Raw genomic sequence first — 17,384 nt, 5'->3', positions numbered from 1 at the left:
GGATTATACGAATGTATGTACGGAGGTATACTTATGCCAGAATTTAAAATAGTATCAAAATTTAAGCCGACTGGAGACCAACCTCAAGCGATTGATAGTTTGGTCAAATCATTAAACAATGGTGACAGAGGGCAAATACTCCTTGGAGTAACAGGCTCTGGTAAGACTTTTACCATGGCAAATATAATTAACAGAGTTCAAAGACCGACTCTGATATTAGCACATAACAAAACTCTAGCTGCTCAGTTATGCGAAGAATTTAGAGAGTTTTTTCCTAATAACATAGTTGAGTACTTTGTATCTTACTATGATTATTATCAACCAGAAGCGTATGTAGCACAGACGGATACGTTTATAGAGAAAGATGCATCTATTAATGATGAGATAGATAAACTACGACATTCAGCTACTTCTGCATTGCTAGAAAGAAGGGATGTTATAATAGTAGCCTCAGTATCTTGTATATACGGTCTTGGAGACCCTGATGAATATTCTAAGTTAACTATTTCATTAAGACCTGGTATGGTTAAAGATAGAAATGACATAATAAAAAAGCTTATTGAGATACAGTATGAAAGAAATGATATAGATTTTGCAAGAGGAACCTTTAGAGTTAGAGGAGACTCCTTGGATATTATACCAGCATCTTATTCAAATAAAGGCATTAGAATAGAGTTTTTTGGAGATGAAATAGATAGAATTAGAGAGTTTGATGTGCTTACAGGAAAAATAATAGGGGATAGAAGCCATATATCGATTTCACCAGCATCCCACTTTGCTACTTCTAAGGAAAAGATTGATGCATCCATAAGAAGGATTGAAGATGAACTTGAAGATAGATTAAAAGAGTTAAATGCACAGGATAAGCTTTTAGAAGCTCAAAGATTAAGACAAAGAACGAACTTTGACATTGAAATGATACGAGAGGTAGGCTACTGTAGCGGAATAGAGAACTATTCAAGAATACTAGATGGTAGAGATCCAGGAACTCCACCTAAAACTCTGATAGACTACTTCCCAGAAGACTTTTTACTTTTTATAGATGAGAGTCATGTTACTTTACCTCAGGTAAAAGCTATGTACGGCGGAGATAGATCTAGAAAAACAGCTTTGGTTGAGTACGGATTTAGATTGCCAAGTGCTTATGACAATAGACCACTTAAGTTTGAGGAATTTGAGCAGAAGATAAATCAAGTGGTCTTTGTATCTGCCACTCCAGCACAGTATGAAGTAGACCATGCCACAAATATTGCTGAACAAATAATTAGACCTACAGGTCTTTTAGATCCAGAAATTATCGTAAAGCCCGTTGAGGGACAGATAGATGACCTATATGGTGAGATTCAGAAGACTATAAGTAATGGATTTAGGGTTCTTGTTACTACACTGACTAAGAGAATGGCGGAGGATTTAACTAAATATCTGAAAGATTTAGGAGTAAATACTACATATATGCACTCAGATGTTGAAACAATAGAACGTATGAAGACAATTCGAGCTCTTAGACTTGGTGAGGTAGATGTGTTAGTAGGTATAAACCTTTTAAGAGAAGGTCTTGACATACCGGAGGTTGCACTAGTTGCTATTCTAGATGCTGATAAAGAAGGTTTCTTGAGGTCTGAAACTTCACTGATACAAACTATAGGTAGAGCAGCCAGAAATTCTGAGAGTAGAGTAATAATGTATGCTGATACAATAACTAGGTCCATGGATAAGGCTATTAAGGAAACTTATAGAAGAAGAGAAATACAAATGAAGTATAATGAGGAACATGGAATCGTGCCAACAACCATTATTAAGGATGTTAGAGAAGTTATGGAGGCCACTAAGGTATCTGAAGAGCAAGTAGAGTATAAGGCAGTTAAAGCCAATAAGGTTGATGAAGATCCTAAGGTTCTTATTGCTAAATATGAGGCAGAGATGAAGGATGCTGCAAAGAACTTACAATTTGAAAGAGCAGCTGAATTAAGAGATTTAATAAATGAATTAAAGAAGAAAGCTTAAAGATAGCAGATTAATAAGTTGTTTTAGGGTTAATAAGAAGTCTTAACGTAAATTATAATAATATGCTTTATATTTACCCCCTAGGTATATATTAAAATACTTAGGGGTTTTTAAGCTTTTTTACCACCATTTTATTTGTAAAATCTCGAACTAAAAGTTGACTTATAAAATTTAAAGAATTAAAATAGTTACATGCGAACTTATGTTCAATTTTTTATTTTTAACCAATATTTCTTATAGTGGTTAGAATTTGCGGAATCATGAAATAATTAAAAATAGTAACTAAGTACTTTGACCAATGATAAAGTATAAATTTGATAGATAATACATAAGCAAGGAGAAATGATATGAAGGATAAGATAGTAATAAAGGGTGCTAAAGTACATAATCTAAAAAATGTATCTTTAGAGATTCCAAGAGATAAACTGGTTGTGTTTACGGGACTATCAGGATCAGGAAAGTCTTCACTAGCCTTTGATACACTTTATGCAGAAGGTCAAAGAAGGTATGTAGAGTCCCTTTCAGCCTATGCTAGAATGTTTTTAGGACAGATGAATAAGCCGGATGTAGAGGCTATAGAAGGCTTGTCGCCAGCAATATCTATAGATCAGAAGACTACTAGTAAAAATCCACGTTCAACAGTTGGTACTGTAACTGAAATATATGACTATTTAAGACTACTTTATGCCAGAGTTGGTACACCACATTGTCCAAAGTGTGGAAAAGAGATATCACAACAAAGTATAGATCAGATAGTTGATAAAGTAATGAACTTTGAGGAAAGAACTAAGATACAAATATTGGCTCCAATAATACGTGGAAGAAAAGGAACTCATGAGAAGGTCTTAGAAAATATAAAGAAAAATGGGTTTGTAAGAGCTAGAATAGATGGAGAAATCTATGACTTGTCAGAGGATGAAATTAAGTTAGAAAAAAATATAAAGCATTCTATAGAGGCTGTAATAGACAGACTGGTTGTTAAAGATGATATAGAAAGCAGACTTACGGATTCCTTAGAAACAGCTCTTAAGTTAGCTGAGGGGTTAGTTATAATTAATATTGTAGGTGAGCAAGATATATTATTTAGTGAGAAGTTTGCTTGTGCAGAATGTGGGATAAGTATAGATGAATTAGAGCCAAGACTATTTTCTTTCAATACTCCTTTTGGAAAGTGCGATCATTGTGATGGGCTTGGTACTCTGATGGAGATTGACGAAGATCTTGTTATACCAAATAAAGAATTGAGTGTAATGGAAGGTGCTATAGCTTCTTGGGGTGAAGGAAGATTGGCTGAAGGAGCTTGGACTTATTCGGTTCTAAAATCCTTAGAAAAAAAATACAAATTTGATTTGAATACTCCTATAAAAGATCTTCCTAGAGAAATAGTTGAATTGCTACTCTATGGAACAAATGGAGAGAAGGTAGAAGTAGACTACACTAAAGAAGGAATATTAGGTAGGTACAATCATGCTTTTGATGGAGAGATAAACTCTTTAAGAAGAAGGTATATGGAGACTAATTCTGATGCTATAAAGTCAGATATAGAGCAGTACATGAGTAACAATCCTTGCCCTAAGTGTAAGGGCGCTAGACTAAAGCCTGAAGCCTTGGCTGTTACTGTAGGAGATAAAAACATAAATCAATTTACAAAGATGAGTATAAGAGATGAATTAGAGTTTATAAATTCATTGGACTTATCAAATAAAAATAAAACTATAAGTGAACAAATAGTTAAAGAAATAAATTCAAGATTGAAGTTCTTAATAGATGTTGGATTAGATTACCTAGACCTAGCAAGAAGTTCTGGTACTTTATCAGGTGGAGAAGCGCAAAGAATAAGATTGGCAACTCAAATAGGTTCCCAATTGATGGGGGTACTATATATACTTGATGAACCAAGTATAGGTCTTCACCAAAGAGATAATGATAGGCTTATTGCTACGCTAAAGCACTTAAGAGACCTGGGAAATACTCTTGTAGTAGTTGAGCATGATGAAGATACTATGAAAGAAGCAGATTTTATAGTTGATATTGGACCAGGTGCTGGTGAACATGGGGGGCAAATAATAGCTGCTGGCCCACTAGATGTTATAAAGAATACTAAGGATTCAATAACTGGTCAGTATCTCACTGGTGAGAAGAAAATCGAAGTGCCTAGTGAGAGAAGAAAGGGCAACGGTAACTCTATAACTATAAAAGGGGCTAAGGAAAACAATCTTAAGAATGTTAATGTTAAGATTCCACTAGGAACACTTACCATGGTTACTGGTGTGTCAGGATCAGGGAAAAGTACCTTGGTCAACGAAATACTTTATAAAGGCCTTCACAAGATAGTAAATAAATCAAGGGCTATTCCAGGAGCTCATAAAGAAATATTAGGTTATGAAAATATTGATAAAATAATAGATATAGATCAAAGTCCTATAGGAAGAACACCACGTTCTAACCCAGCTACTTACACTGGAACCTTTGATATAATAAGAGAACTTTTCTCAAATACAACAGAAGCTAAAATGAGAGGCTATAAGCAAGGAAGATTTTCTTTCAATGTTAAAGGTGGAAGATGTGAGGCTTGTAGTGGAGATGGTATAATAAAGATAGAAATGCAATTTTTATCTGATGTATATGTGCCTTGTGAAGTTTGTAAGGGAAAGAGATATAACAGGGAAACCTTAGAAGTTAAATATAAAGGTAAGAATATTGATGATGTGTTAAATATGACAGTGGAAGAAGCGCTTGATTATTTTGAAAACATACCAAGAATATTTAATAAACTTAAGACTCTCCAAGATGTGGGACTAGGTTATATAAGATTAGGTCAGCCTTCAACTCAGTTGTCAGGCGGAGAAGCACAAAGAATAAAACTTGCAACGGAACTTTCAAAGAGAAGTACAGGCAGAACGCTTTATATACTAGATGAGCCAACTACAGGACTCCATATTGATGATGTAAGTAGACTTGTAGAAATTCTTCAAAGGCTGGTAGATGCCGGAAATACAGTAGTAGTTATTGAGCACAATCTAGATATGATAAAATGTGCTGATCATATAATCGATCTTGGTCCAGAAGGTGGAGAAAAGGGTGGTACCATAGTATGCTATGGAACTCCAGAAAAGATAGTACAGGTTGAAGAATCATATACTGGAAAGTATCTTAAAAAATATTTATAAAAATTATATAACTAAAGGGTTCAGTATTATACTGAACCCTTTAATATATTAAAAGGAACATAAGTAATATTTGAGGCACAAGTAAAGATAATCAATCAGCTTGATAAAACTCAATATTGAGTTTAATCTTTCAAGTTCATAGGACAGGGCCCTCGAGGGTTTTTGAAGATATTCAATCAACAAAATGTTCAAGTTTAGATCCGTATGGTTAAGTTGACAGTAAGATTAATTGTTACTCTATACTTTAGCTGCAGTCCACGTAGACTGCGGCTTTTTATATTACCATGTTCCTTATGCTATTAATATAACCTTATGTGAAGAATTAATTCCTATATAGATAGTTAAATATATAGAAATCAAGGAATTATATAACTTATAGGCAATATAAATCACTTAATTCTGTATATTGACAGAATATTTTATTTATAGTACTATTGTTTTAATGATTTATTAATTTAGCATATTAAAGCAATAGAGCGGTGAAGAAGGTGGGCTATTTTTATGAATGTATGGAGAAAGTATGCGATTGAGGGAACTCAGGATCTTTTGTTTTATCAATGTGAAGTGAAAAATGAAGTTATATATAAATGCAGAAAGGTGTTTAAGAGGTATGGATTTAATGAAGTACAAACACCAACTCTAGAATTTTATGATGTTTTTAATTTTTCAAATCATCCAATAGATGATGAAAAGATATATAAATTAGTAGATTTTAAAGGCAGAATACTTACTTTAAGACCAGATTTAACAATTCCAATTGCAAGAGTCTATTCCACAAAACTAAAGACTGGAAATGCAATGTTAAGTTATGTTGGAGATGTTTATAGGGCAAACGAGCATAACCATGGAAGAAATAATCAGATAACTCAATGTGGTATAGAAATAATAGGTATTTCTAATATAAAAGCAGAAATATTATTGATTTTAACAGCTATAGATACCTTTAAGGAGATTGGCATAGAAGAATTTAAAATTGAAATAGGGCAATGTAAGTTCTTTAAGGGTATACTTGAAACTTTAAATTTTGATAAGGAAGAAGTATTGGAACTTGAAAGTCTTATAATGAATAAGAACTTAGGCTCATTGTACACTTTTTTAAATACTAAAAGAGATAAATTAGATGAGGACCAGTATAAGCTTCTTAAAGTACTGCCACAGTTATTTGGTGGAAAGGATGTAATAACTGAAGCGGAAGAGCTAGTGAACTCAGAAAAAGCTTTAAATGCCTTAAGGGACTTAAGATATATCTACAATACTTTAGAATCCTTAGGATACTCACAGTATATATCTTTAGATCTTGCTATGATACAAAGTTTTAACTATTATACAGGAGCAATATTTAAAGGCTATATAAAAGAGCTTGGAGAAGAGATCCTTAGCGGTGGAAGATATGATGGTTTGGTTGGAGAGTTTGGAGAAGCTAGTGCTGCGGCAGGTCTAGCCATAAATGTAGATGAAGTACAAAAACTTTTATATGAGAGAGAAAAGCTTAAAAAGCAGGAGGAAGTCACTGGGGTAATTTTTTTTGAAAAAGATTCTTATGCTAATGCAATAAAAATAATTAATTTATTAAATAAAAGCAATAGTAATTGGCAACTCAATATTCAAGAAAACTTTGAAGAAGTAGCAGATTATTGCAGAACTAAAGGTATACAGAGAATAATGAAGGTAAACAGAAATGAAGTAATTGAGTACAGGTTAAATCCTAAAGGAGTTTTTATAGGAGAGATGTTTAAAAATGGGCAATATTAGAATAGCACTGACTAAAGGCAGACTTGAAAAAGATGCCATAGGTATTTTTGATGGTATAGGTATTGATACAAATGAATTAAAGAACAAAGGCAGAAAGCTAATATTAAAAAGTGAAAACTATCCTATAGAATTTGTTTTAGCAAAGGCCCAAGATGTAATAACCTATGTAGAGCATGGAGTTGTGGATATGGGCATAGTAGGTAAAGACACGATTTTAGAAAATAATCCGGATTTTTATGAGGTGGTTGACTTAAATAAGGGAAAATGCTTTTTTGCCCTTGCATCCCTTGAGAGCTTCAGCACTTTGCCTAGTTATAAAAGAAAAATTATAGCTACCAAATACCCTAAAGTAGCTCATGATTACTTTAGAGAAAAAGGTGAAGATGTAGAGATAATAAAGATTGAAGGTTCTGTAGAGCTTGCCCCAATATTAGGTTTAGCTGATGCTATAGTTGATATAGTAGAGACTGGAACCACTCTTAAAGAGAATGGACTTATAATCTTTGATAAGATTTGTGATATAAGTGCAAGATTAATTGTCAATAAAGCTAGTATGAAGATGAAAAAGAACTTAGTGTTAGACCTGATAGATAAGATAGAGAAATTTCTACTTTTAAGTGAAGGAGAAGTTAAAAATGATTAAGATATATGAAGATAAAAAATCAATTGACCAATTCCTAGATTTGATGAAAAAAAGAAGTGAAGAAGATAGCAAAGAGGCCTTAGAGACCGTTGAAAATATAATAAGTTTGGTAAGATCAGAGGGGGATGCTGCTGTCAGAGATTATACAGAGAGGTTTGATGGAATAAGTCTCTGTGATATGAAGGTTAGTGAAAAAGAGATAGAAGAGGCTTTTAAAAATGTTTCAATTGATATAAAAGCTGCATTAGAAAAAGCAATAGCTAATATAGAGTATTTTCACAGAAAACAAATAAGGCAGTCCTGGATAAGTACAGAAGAGAATGGGGTTATGATGGGACAAAAGATAATACCTTTAGAGAATGTAGGGGTTTATGTTCCTGGTGGAAGTGCAGCTTACCCGTCTTCAGTTCTAATGAATGTTATACCTGCCAAGCTAGCTGGGGTAAAAAATATAGTTATGGTGACGCCTCCAAGAAAGGATGGAAGTATTGATGTAAATATATTAGTAGCTGCCAAGCTAGCTGGAGTAAGTGAAATATATAAAGTTGGAGGAGCTCAGGCGATTGCAGCTCTTGCTTACGGAACAGAGTCTATTCCTAAGGTTGATAAGATTGTAGGTCCTGGCAATATATATGTAGCTTTAGCTAAAAGGGTGTGCTATGGAAAAGTAGACATAGATATGATAGCTGGTCCAAGTGAGATAACTATTGTATGTGACGACAAAGCAAACCCAAGATTTTTAGCAGCGGATTTAATGTCTCAGGCTGAACATGATAAGCTTGCCTCATCAGTGCTTATAACAACAAGTAAGAAGCTTGCAAATCAAGTTAATAGTGAGGTATTTAAACAGCTTCAGAACTTAAGCAGAAAAGATATAATAGAAGCTTCCTTAAAAAATTACGGTGGAATGCTTATTGTTGATTCTTTAGAGGAGGCTATCGATTTATCAAATGCAATCGCTCCTGAGCATTTAGAATTAATGATAGAAAATCCTTTGGCGTATCTAGGTAAAGTGAAAAATGCAGGGTCTATATTTTTAGGACAATATAGCCCAGAACCTTTAGGAGACTATATGGCTGGACCTAATCATGTTCTACCTACCAATGGAACAGCTAGATTTTTTTCACCTTTGTCAGTAGATGATTTTGTAAAGAAGTCCAGTTATATATACTATACAGAAGATGCTCTTAAAGCTTTAAGTGAAAGTATAATAATACTTGCAAAGGCTGAAGGATTAGACGCCCATGGCAATTCTATTAGAGTGAGGGTTGAGAATGAATAGTTTGTTTAGAACAGATTTAAGTGAGTTTAAACCATATGAGGCAGAAGAGAGCAATTGTAGTGTTATTTTAAATGCAAATGAGAGCTTTATAAATATTGGACAACAATTAGAAAAAAAGATGTTATCCATAATTAGAGAAATTAATTTAAATAGGTATCCATCACCAACAGGGGAAAAGTTGAGAAATGTATATGGTGATTATTCAGGTGCTGACAAAGAAAGCATAATGATAGGAAATGGATCAGATGAACTTATATCAATAATATGTAATACCTTTGTAAATAGTGGAGATAAGGTTATAAAGTTTAATCCAGACTTTTCTATGTATAAAGTCTATGGGGTTTTACATGGGGCCAAGGTAATAGAGTATGAGTTAAAGGATGACTTTTCTTTAAGCATAGAAGAATATATAGATTATATAAATAAGGAAAAACCTAAAGTTGTATTTATATCGGTGCCTAATAACCCAACTGGAGGCGTAATTAGTAAGGAAGAACTATTAAGAGTTGTAGCTTCAGTAAACTCTATAGTAGTTGTAGACGAAGCTTACTTTGAGTTTTACGGAGAGACTTTGATAAATGAAATAAATAATTATGATAACTTAATAGTGCTTAGAACTGCATCTAAAATAGGATTAGCAGCTCTAAGATTAGGTTTCTTAATAACAAATCCAATTTTATTAAGGGAGTTATACAAGGTTAAACCTCCTTACAATGTTAATGCTATTACACAGGAGATAGGTACATTATTGTTTAGCAATAAGGATTTGCTCCAAGCTAATATAAAGGCTATTTTAAAAGAAAAAGATTTATTGGAAAAGGCCTTGAAGGAATTATCAAAAAGATTTGGTTTTAAGATATATCCTAGTAGTACTAACTTTATGTTAATAGAATTTAAGGAAGCAAAAGCCCTTTATAAGTACTTAGAAAGTATGGGAGTCGCAGTAAGATTCTTTGGTAAGGGGAGATTAGAGAATTGTATAAGAGTTACTGTTGGAAGCAGTGATGAAAACCTTGTATTAGTTAAAAAAATTAATGATTTTTTAGGAGCTTGATTATATGAGAGAAGCGAAGATGTTAAGAAAAACAAGTGAAACTGATATTGAAGTTAGTGTGAAAGTAGATGGAGACGGTGTTTATGAAATAAATACTGGAATTGGATTCTTTGATCATATGCTTTCTTTGATGAGCAGGCATTCTCTTATGGATATAAAAATATTAGCTAAGGGCGATCTGTATATAGATGGACATCATACAGTAGAAGATGTAGGCATAACCTTAGGCAAGGTATTAAAGGATGCAATGGGAGATAAGATGGGTATAAAGAGATATGGAACTTCTTATGTACCAATGGATGAAGCTTTAGCTTTAGTATCTTTAGATTTAAGTGGAAGAGATTATTTGGTTTTTGATGCACCTATAGATACTAGTAAGACCTTGGGAACTTATGACGTAGAGTTAACTGAAGAGTTTTTTAGAGCTGTAGCGGCTAATTGTGGTATAACCCTTCACTGTAAGGTTTTGTACGGTAAAAATAATCATCATATGATAGAGGCTCTTTTCAAAGCTTTTGGAAGAGCTCTTAGAGAGGCTGTATCTTATGATGAAAAAATAAAAGGTGTTATGTCTACAAAGGGAGTTTTATAAGCTATTTTTTACTGTTAAAGAAAGTATAAATTTTTTTTCAAGCTAAACCTAGTTATGGTAAACAGTAAAAAAGATTATGTCGCCTGCCAGAATTTCTTCACATACGTTCAGAAAAGGCAGATGCGCAACAAAAATTCACTAAAGAAGGTCGCTTTAGCGAATTTTAAACCAGTTGATTTCAACAATAATCGGAAACATTACCTTATATAAAGGTAAGTAAATGAGGTGAAATAATGATTTCAATTATAGATTATGGTATAGGAAACCTGAGAAGTGTTGAAAAAGCTCTTTGGAGTCTAGGAATAGAAGCAAATATAACTAGCGATGTGAAACAGATAAAAGCTAGTAAAGGAATAATACTTCCAGGAGTAGGAGCCTTTCCAGCGGCTATGGCTAACCTAAGGGAGAGAGAGCTTGATTTATTTCTTAAGGAAGAGGTTAAAAGTGGCAAGCCTATTATCGGTATATGCCTAGGAATGCAATTACTATTTGATTCTAGTGATGAAGTTAGATATACAGAAGGGTTAGGATTAATAGACGGGCAGGTGAAAAAGTTTGATATAAAGGAAAAGGTGCCACATATGGGGTGGAACAAGCTAAAATTTAACGTTCATAGTGAGACACTGAAAGGTGTAACTGAAGGAAGTTATGTGTATTTTGTTCATTCCTTTTACGCCCAGACGGATGAGGCTAATGTGAACGCATATGCTGAATATGAGATAGAAGTACCTGCTATAGTTTCAAAGGAAAACGTAATAGGCTTTCAATTTCACCCTGAAAAAAGTGGAGAAGTGGGACTTAATATATTAAAAAACCTAAAGGGGCTGATAAGATGATAATATTGCCTGCCATAGATCTAAAAGATGGAAAGTGTGTGAGGCTTTATAAAGGAGAAGAAGACAGTACACATGTAGTAGCAGAAGACCCTATCAATATAGCAAGAGAGTTTGAGGAACAAGGAGCGGAGTTCATACATGTTGTTGATTTAAATGGTGCTTTTAGGGGTGAACAAGTTAATTTGCCCATCATAGAGAATATTGTAAAGAGTGTAAACATCCCTGTTGAAGTTGGCGGGGGGATAAGATCTATAGAGGCAATAGAAAACCTAATTTCCATTGGTGTAAAAAGAGTGATATTAGGTACTTCTGCTGTTAGTAATAAAGAGCTTTTAGAATTAGCTTTAGATAAATATGGAGAAAGCATAGCTGTAGGAATAGATGCTTCCAACGGTTATGTGGCTATTAAGGGATGGGTTGAAGTTACAGAGAAGAATTATATTGACTTTGCAAAAGAGCTTGAGTTATTGGGAGTAAAGACCTTTATTGTTACTGATATATCTAAGGATGGAACACTTGAAGGTCCTAACTTAGATATGCTTAAGCAGCTAAAAGACAATATACTTGCTTCGAAGATAATAGCATCTGGAGGAGTTAAGGATCTTAACCATATTAGAGAATTAATGAAGTTAGATTTATATGGAGCTATAACTGGGAAGGCTATATATTCAGGAAACTTGGATTTGTATAAGGCTATAAGTCTCACAAAAGAAGATTGATAAAGGGGGGATTTATAATGATAACAAAGAGAATAATACCTTGCTTGGATGTTAAGATGGGGAGAGTAGTCAAGGGAATTAATTTTTTAGGACTTAAAGATGTAGGAGACCCTGTTGAAATAGCTAAGCTTTACAATGATGAAGGTGCAGATGAACTGGTTTTTCTTGATATAACTGCAAGTCATGAAGGAAGAAAAACTATGATAGATGTGGTTGAGAGAACAGCTAACGAAGTTTTTATTCCTCTAACTGTTGGTGGGGGCATAAGTACTATAGAAGATATAAAAGTAATACTTAGGGCTGGTGCTGACAAGATCTCTATAAACTCTGCAGCTTTAAGAAATCCTAATTTAATATCAGAAGGTGCAGAACTTTTCGGAGAGCAATGTATCGTGGTAGCCATAGATGGAAAGAAAAGAGCTGATGAAAGTGGATGGAATATATTTATTAATGGTGGAAGAATAGATACAGGGGTAGATGCTATAGAGTATGCTAAGGAAGTAGCTAGAAGAGGCGCAGGAGAAATATTATTAACAAGTATGGACGCAGACGGTACTAAGAATGGGTACGACATTGAGTTTTTAAATGCCATATGTGGCGCTACAAATATACCTGTAATAGCCTCAGGAGGGTGTGGAGAAATATCACACATTAGTGAAGTGTTCAAGAAGACTAATTCAGATGCAGCACTAGCTGCCTCTATATTCCACTACAAAGAAGCTTCTATTAGTGATGTAAAGAAATATCTAAAAAGAGACAATATTGAGGTTAGGATATAAGTTTAATAACTTTATTACTAGGAGGAGTTTTATGGAACCTAATTTTGAAAAAGGTTTGGTACCTGCGATAATTGTAGATGAAAGGACTAAGGAAGTCCTAATGCTTGCATATATGAATGAAGAATCTTACAAGAAAACTATTGAGACAAAGACCACCTGGTTCTTTAGTCGATCAAGAAATAAACTATGGAATAAGGGGGAGACTTCAGGACATTTTCAATTGGTGAAAGAAATTTGTATTGATTGTGATGAAGATACTCTCTTGATTAAGGTAGAGCAAATAGGTGCTGCTTGTCACACAGGTGAGAGAACTTGCTTTTATAGAAGGATTTTATAGAAGTATTAAGTTGTTCTTTAGAAAATTATATTTTGTTGTCTAGTAAAGCATAAAAAAGATAAAATTGTGGATAAGCATCTGTAGACGGTTTAAATTTAGGTATCTCAGTTTTATTGCGAACAGCAAGTAAGCATATATTAAATATAGATTTGGAGGAGAGAATAACTATGGACGATTCTCTTAAAAAACTTTATGAAGTTATAAAGCTAAGAAAAGATAACCCTATGGAAGGTTCCTATACAAACTACTTATTCTCAAAAGGTAGAGATAAGATATTGAAAAAGGTAGGAGAAGAGTGTACTGAGGTAATAATAGAAGGAAAGAATGATAATAAGGAAAATGGCATTAGTGAAGTTTGCGATTTGTTATACCACACTATGGTCTTAATGGCTGATATGGGTATAGAAATTGAAGAAATATATACCGAGTTAGATAGAAGAAGTAAAAAGATGGGTAATCTAAAGAGCGAAAGAAAAGATATAGAGGTTTTATAAAGATAATTAAATACGTGCATATTAAAAAAATCACTAATGAAAATAGCATTAGTGATTTTTTTAATTAAAGGGCATCAATATAATGTGTTATAAATATATTATACAGTAAAAAGGCTGAATTTATATTACTTTATTCATAAAATTATTAAAACTTAGGGCTTTTTATTTTGGCTCTGTTAAAGTACTGTTTTGAAATTAAGTGGTCAATCACCCGATGCTTAGATGAGCTTGCTCTAATAGCTCTCTCATATAGCATCTCCTTCATAACCACTTAATTTCAACAATATTATTAAACATAGCCTTTATTTTATATGAATCTGTGTGAACCTAAATGCATATATGGTAGAAAAAATAAAGAAGGTTGCCTCAACTATTTTTTAATATCTTAAGAAAATATAAAATTTTTATATGAAAACGTATGAATTGCATTTTGTCATGATTTAAGATGATTTTTATTGTATAATCAATATGGAGAAAGAAGAGAATAAAATATAGGATAATACTGGTTAAAGATAATTTGAGGTGAAAATATGGATTTTAAGAAAATAAGTAGTGTAATTTTTGGAGTTATTTTTATAATTATTCTTTACGTAATTATTTATTATGCTCTAAAAATAATGTACAAGGATGTTAAAACAGGTGGGAAAAGGAGACCTAGCAAATCAAAGAAGGTTCATGGAATTGAAGTTATTAAAGCTCTAGAGAATCATGACCTTAAACCTGGATCTGTGATACCCGTTATGAATAGCATAACCATAGGAAGAAGAGAGGATAACTCCATAGTTTTGAACGATCAATTTGTTTCGGGCCACCATGCAAAGTTATATTTAAGAAATGATGATTTTATTTTAGAGGATCTTAATAGTACAAATGGTACCTTTGTTAATGATGATAAGATAACAGGAAGAGTAAAGTTAAAAGTTGAGGATGAAATAAAATTCGGAGGTACTATTTTTAGAGTTATAGATTAAAAACAGACTTTGTCAGGCTTGAGGTGATTATATGAGTTCAGTAAAATATGAAAGAAGACTACTTTTTATATCATATCTTTTATGTATAGCGCTATTTGTAGATTTGGCGTTTTTAAAAACTCCAGTTGATATAGGAGCATTAATTATGGGGGGAGTAGTTATTATTCTAATAACTTATGCCCATTTCGTAATAAGACGTTTCTTCCCAGATGGAGATAAGTTCCTATTAATTTTTTCAGCTATACTTTCATTTATTGGAATAGCTATGCTTTATAGGATAAACCCACAGTTTGCAGTGAAGCAGCTTATATGGTTTATAATTGGTATCACATCTTACATACTTATCGTTGTAATTGTACCTGATTTAAGAAGTTTTATTAAGTATAAATATGTATTTCTGGGCGCTACTGCTGTATTTATGCCTATGGCTTTGTTCATAGGAAGTGAGGTTTTGGGAGCTAAAAACTGGGTAAAAATAGGAGGGTTTAGTTTTCAGCCTTCTGAGGTTGGAAAGATATTTTTTGTTTTATATTTATCTTCTGCATTATCTAAGTATGAAGATAAAAAGAATATCTTGGAGGATTTTAAACAGCTTGTAGAACCAGCAGCAGTTGTAATGGCTGTAATAGGTTGTATGGTACTTCAAAGGGATTTAGGTTCAGCACTTATATTTTTCGGTATTGCAGTGACAATGCTGTTCATAGCTACAGGAAAGCTAAAGTATGTAATTACTTGTTTGATATTATTTGCAGCTGGGGCAAGTATAAGTTATAAGCTTTTTGCTCATGTAAGAAAAAGAGTGATAATATGGAAAGATCTATGGAAATATGCTAATGATCAGAGTTATCAGATAGCTCAGGGGCTATTTTCTATATCTTCAGGAGGATTTTTTGGAGCTGGGCTTGGACAAGGGTATCCTGGATTTGTTCCTGTTAGAGAGTCAGATTTTATTTTTGCAATTATTTGTGAAGAGTTTGGAACAATATTTGCTATAGGAATAATGCTTCTTTATTTTTTACTTTTCTATAGAGGCATGAGAGCTGCTTTAACTACTGATGACAGATTTTCTCAGTTAAATGCAGTTGGATTTAGTGCTATGATAGCTATGCAGGTATTAGTTATTATTGGTGGGGTTTTTGCAGTTATACCTCTTACAGGAATAACACTTCCTTTGATAAGTTATGGTGGTACTTCAATGATGACTATGTTTTTTGCATTAGGAATATTGCAGAAGATTTCAGAGGAGGGCTAGAATATGAAAGATTTATCAAACAGTATAAAAAAAGTATTGGTTGTTTATCTTGTTCTGATTTTGGCTCTTATAACATATATAGCTTATTTTCAGTTGTTTAAAGCTAATGATATCGCAGCAAAACCACAAAATCAGAGATTATGGGCTAAAAGAAATGAGGTTTTAAGAGGAACTATATATGATAGAAATAAAAATCCTCTAACTGCTTCTTCAAAGAAAGATTTACTAACTCAGAATAGAGAATATAAAGGTGGAGCGCTTTACTCTCAGGTTTTAGGATACGTAAATCCTAAATATGGTATCACTGGTTTAGAGAGTAAATATGACGAACAGCTTACTGACTATCATAGTGCTACTCTTAAAGCCTTCTTAAAGTCTTTAGATGTAGTAGAGGCCTTTAAAAACAGAAATAAAACTGAGGAAAAGGTAGGAAATAGTATAGTTACTACTTTAGATGACAAGATACAGAAAGCAGCTTTTGATGCTTTAGGCGACAACAAGGGAGCGGTGGTAGTATTAAATCCTAAGACAGGAGAGATACTTGCAATGGTATCAAAACCATCCTATGACCCTAACAATCTGGATGAGGTTATGAAGCAGGCTAATTCAGGAAACTATGCTGATTCTCCTCTTATAAACAGAGCCGTTATAGGAATGTATCCCCCAGGATCTACTTTTAAAATAGTTACTTTAGCTTCAGCTATAGATAACTTACCAGGAGTTACAAATAGAACCTTTAATGATACTGGTAAGATTGTTTTCAATTCTAAGCAGTCCTTGAGTAACTTAGATGGACACGTATACGGAACTTTAAGCTTAAAGCAGGCTTTAGCGGTTTCCTCTAACTTTGTATTTGGTAACTTGGCATTAGAGTTAGGCAATGATAAGTTAAAGACAACAGCAGAAAAGTTTGGCTTTAACAATACTATTCCTACGGATGGGATAGCGCTTGAAAAAAGTGAATTCCCTACTTTAAAAAGTTATGAAAAAGGAAGTATAGCTCAATCTGGAATAGGTCAAAGTAGTGTTTTAGCTACTCCTACCCAAATGGCTCTAGTTGCAAGTACAATTGCCAACGGTGGTATAATGATGGAACCACAGCTTGTAAGTCAAGTCTTGAATAAAGATGGAGAGCTTGTGAGCAAGACTTCTCCTAAGGTAGCTAGAAATGTAATTTCTCAAAACACAGCCAGTACTATAAGAGATTATATGAAGTATTTGGTTGACGATAGAGTAACAAGAGACTGGAAAAACTATTTTGGTGGTACAAATGCTGCTGGAAAGACCGGAACAGCAGATTATCAGATAAATGGTAAAGATGGAGCGCCTCACTCATGGTTCATAGGTTTTGCGCCAGCAGACAATCCTCAAATAGCTTTTGCTGTAATAATAGAAGGCGGAGGAGCTGGTGGAGGAAAAGCTGCTCAGGCCGCAGGAGCAATAACTAAAGCGGCCTTAAATAAGTAATAAATAGGTACAATAAAGTTAAGTTTTAGATA

Annotated in this window: 15 protein-coding genes; all 15 read left to right on the top strand. The window is 33.4% G+C overall.

The window, feature by feature from the left end; genetic code table 11:
- Positions 1-33 precede the first annotated feature (33 nt).
- Complete coding sequence (gene uvrB, locus GXK57_RS14420; protein WP_160677713.1) at positions 34-2,004, top strand: excinuclease ABC subunit UvrB; 1,971 nt, start codon at positions 34-36, stop codon at positions 2,002-2,004.
- Positions 2,005-2,351: 347 nt separating this feature from the next.
- On the top strand, positions 2,352-5,174 hold the full coding sequence (gene uvrA / locus GXK57_RS14415) for an excinuclease ABC subunit UvrA (RefSeq protein ID WP_160677711.1): 2,823 nt from the start codon (positions 2,352-2,354) through the stop codon (positions 5,172-5,174).
- A gap of 501 nt (positions 5,175-5,675) precedes the next feature.
- The gene (gene hisZ, locus GXK57_RS14410; RefSeq protein WP_160677709.1) at positions 5,676-6,926 is read left to right on the top strand and encodes an ATP phosphoribosyltransferase regulatory subunit; all 1,251 of its coding nucleotides are present in this window, start codon (positions 5,676-5,678) and stop codon (positions 6,924-6,926) included.
- On the top strand, positions 6,913-7,569 hold the full coding sequence (gene hisG, locus GXK57_RS14405) for an ATP phosphoribosyltransferase (protein WP_160677707.1): 657 nt from the start codon (positions 6,913-6,915) through the stop codon (positions 7,567-7,569). Before hisZ ends, hisG begins: the two co-directional genes overlap by 14 nt.
- Entirely contained in the window at positions 7,562-8,851 is a 1,290-nt protein-coding gene (gene hisD / locus GXK57_RS14400) for a histidinol dehydrogenase (RefSeq protein WP_160677705.1), read from the top strand. The genes hisG and hisD overlap by 8 nt, the downstream gene beginning before the upstream one ends.
- Positions 8,844-9,905: a histidinol-phosphate transaminase gene (gene hisC / locus GXK57_RS14395; protein ID WP_160677703.1), complete on the top strand. Its 1,062-nt coding sequence runs from the start codon at positions 8,844-8,846 to the stop codon at positions 9,903-9,905. The genes hisD and hisC overlap by 8 nt, the downstream gene beginning before the upstream one ends.
- Before the next feature lie 4 nt (positions 9,906-9,909).
- Positions 9,910-10,497, top strand: coding sequence for an imidazoleglycerol-phosphate dehydratase HisB (gene hisB / locus GXK57_RS14390; RefSeq protein ID WP_160677701.1), 588 nt, complete (start codon positions 9,910-9,912; stop codon positions 10,495-10,497).
- Between the two features lie 233 nt (positions 10,498-10,730).
- Entirely contained in the window at positions 10,731-11,333 is a 603-nt protein-coding gene (gene hisH, locus GXK57_RS14385) for an imidazole glycerol phosphate synthase subunit HisH (protein WP_160677699.1), read from the top strand.
- Positions 11,330-12,052: a 1-(5-phosphoribosyl)-5-[(5-phosphoribosylamino)methylideneamino]imidazole-4-carboxamide isomerase gene (hisA, locus tag GXK57_RS14380; protein ID WP_160677697.1), complete on the top strand. Its 723-nt coding sequence runs from the start codon at positions 11,330-11,332 to the stop codon at positions 12,050-12,052. Before hisH ends, hisA begins: the two co-directional genes overlap by 4 nt.
- 17 nt (positions 12,053-12,069) lie before the next feature.
- Positions 12,070-12,831: an imidazole glycerol phosphate synthase subunit HisF gene (gene hisF, locus GXK57_RS14375; protein ID WP_160677695.1), complete on the top strand. Its 762-nt coding sequence runs from the start codon at positions 12,070-12,072 to the stop codon at positions 12,829-12,831.
- 31 nt (positions 12,832-12,862) lie between these two features.
- A complete protein-coding gene (gene hisI, locus GXK57_RS14370; RefSeq protein WP_160677693.1) occupies positions 12,863-13,168 on the top strand; it encodes a phosphoribosyl-AMP cyclohydrolase in 306 nt (101 codons plus the stop codon).
- Positions 13,169-13,329: 161 nt separating this feature from the next.
- On the top strand, positions 13,330-13,662 hold the full coding sequence (gene hisE, locus GXK57_RS14365) for a phosphoribosyl-ATP diphosphatase (protein WP_279285507.1): 333 nt from the start codon (positions 13,330-13,332) through the stop codon (positions 13,660-13,662).
- 530 nt (positions 13,663-14,192) lie between these two features.
- Positions 14,193-14,633: an FHA domain-containing protein gene (locus tag GXK57_RS14360; protein WP_160677689.1), complete on the top strand. Its 441-nt coding sequence runs from the start codon at positions 14,193-14,195 to the stop codon at positions 14,631-14,633.
- Between the two features lie 31 nt (positions 14,634-14,664).
- Positions 14,665-15,885, top strand: coding sequence for an FtsW/RodA/SpoVE family cell cycle protein (locus tag GXK57_RS14355; RefSeq protein ID WP_160677687.1), 1,221 nt, complete (start codon positions 14,665-14,667; stop codon positions 15,883-15,885).
- Between the two features lie 3 nt (positions 15,886-15,888).
- On the top strand, positions 15,889-17,352 hold the full coding sequence (locus GXK57_RS14350) for a penicillin-binding protein 2 (RefSeq protein WP_160677685.1): 1,464 nt from the start codon (positions 15,889-15,891) through the stop codon (positions 17,350-17,352).
- The last annotated feature ends 32 nt before the right edge of the window (positions 17,353-17,384 follow it).

This window comes from Clostridium sp. C8-1-8, assembly GCF_009928445.1.
Taxonomy (GTDB): Bacteria; Bacillota; Clostridia; order Clostridiales; family Clostridiaceae; genus Clostridium_AR.
Note: the sequence above shows the minus strand (reverse complement) of the source record. Positions and strands in the feature narration are given on the sequence as shown.

Bases quoted from the DNA above. Each gene is read 5' to 3' on its own strand.
- uvrA (WP_160677711.1), top strand. From the start codon at position 2,352: ATGAAGGATAAGATAGTAATAAAGGGTGCTAAAGTACATAATCTAAAA.
- hisB (WP_160677701.1), top strand. From the start codon at position 9,910: ATGAGAGAAGCGAAGATGTTAAGAAAAACAAGTGAAACTGATATTGAA.
- uvrB (WP_160677713.1), top strand. From the start codon at position 34: ATGCCAGAATTTAAAATAGTATCAAAATTTAAGCCGACTGGAGACCAA.
- hisI (WP_160677693.1), top strand. From the start codon at position 12,863: ATGGAACCTAATTTTGAAAAAGGTTTGGTACCTGCGATAATTGTAGAT.
- hisC (WP_160677703.1), top strand. From the start codon at position 8,844: ATGAATAGTTTGTTTAGAACAGATTTAAGTGAGTTTAAACCATATGAG.
- hisD (WP_160677705.1), top strand. From the start codon at position 7,562: ATGATTAAGATATATGAAGATAAAAAATCAATTGACCAATTCCTAGAT.
- hisA (WP_160677697.1), top strand. From the start codon at position 11,330: ATGATAATATTGCCTGCCATAGATCTAAAAGATGGAAAGTGTGTGAGG.
- hisG (WP_160677707.1), top strand. From the start codon at position 6,913: ATGGGCAATATTAGAATAGCACTGACTAAAGGCAGACTTGAAAAAGAT.
- GXK57_RS14355 (WP_160677687.1), top strand. From the start codon at position 14,665: ATGAGTTCAGTAAAATATGAAAGAAGACTACTTTTTATATCATATCTT.
- GXK57_RS14360 (WP_160677689.1), top strand. From the start codon at position 14,193: ATGGATTTTAAGAAAATAAGTAGTGTAATTTTTGGAGTTATTTTTATA.
- GXK57_RS14350 (WP_160677685.1), top strand. From the start codon at position 15,889: ATGAAAGATTTATCAAACAGTATAAAAAAAGTATTGGTTGTTTATCTT.
- hisF (WP_160677695.1), top strand. From the start codon at position 12,070: ATGATAACAAAGAGAATAATACCTTGCTTGGATGTTAAGATGGGGAGA.
- hisZ (WP_160677709.1), top strand. From the start codon at position 5,676: ATGAATGTATGGAGAAAGTATGCGATTGAGGGAACTCAGGATCTTTTG.
- hisH (WP_160677699.1), top strand. From the start codon at position 10,731: ATGATTTCAATTATAGATTATGGTATAGGAAACCTGAGAAGTGTTGAA.